This window comes from Actinoallomurus acaciae (assembly GCF_042429965.1).
Classification (GTDB): Bacteria; Actinomycetota; Actinomycetes; order Streptosporangiales; family Streptosporangiaceae; genus Actinoallomurus; species Actinoallomurus acaciae.
Genome location: NZ_JBHLZP010001289.1, coordinates 1 through 558 on the forward strand (window position 1 = coordinate 1; position 558 = coordinate 558).

A 558-nucleotide genomic window follows, 5' to 3' on the forward strand; every position below is an offset into this window, starting at 1 on the left:
CCCTCGACCAGCCCGCCGCCGTACGGCCGGCCGTCGTGCTGGGCCTGCTGGTCATCGCCGGCCTGCTGCTGTCGGTCGCGCGGCTGCTGCCGGGCCGCCGCCTGCTGCCGCACTGGGGGCGGATGGCCGACCTGGCGCACTCGGGCACGGCCATCGCGATCATCCCGCTGGTGCTGACGGTCGTCGGCCTGTACGCGAAGGCGCGGGGCGGGTGGGCGTGAGCGTACGGACGCGCGGCGGATCGGAGGTGTGCGATGCACAACAGGCGTGACCAGGTTCATGCCCACGGGTTCATGGTCGGCCGGCTCGTCTCGGCGCTGCTGCGCGCCGAGCCGGACATGGCGGTCCCGCCGCTGCGCCGGTCGTGGAGCGGCCTGATCATCGGCGCGATCGTGGCGGCGCTCGCGGTCGGCGGGGTCGCCGTGCTGGCCGTGATCTCCCCGGGCGGCGCGTCCGCGTGGCGCAAGCCGGGGACGCTCATCCTGGACAAGGACACCGGCACGCGCTTCGTGCTGGCCGGCGGGCGGCTGCGGCCGGTGCTCAACTACGCCTCCGCCC

1 protein-coding gene and 1 pseudogene are annotated in these 558 nt (G+C 75.6%); both read left to right on the forward strand.

The window, feature by feature from the left end:
* Positions 1 to 221, forward strand: a pseudogene (locus ACFFNX_RS52120) (type VII secretion integral membrane protein EccD); the annotation flags it as partial.
* A gap of 33 nt (positions 222 to 254) precedes the next feature.
* Positions 255 to 558: type VII secretion protein EccB (locus ACFFNX_RS52125; protein WP_378213911.1), on the forward strand; the 304-nt coding region annotated here is incomplete at its 3' end.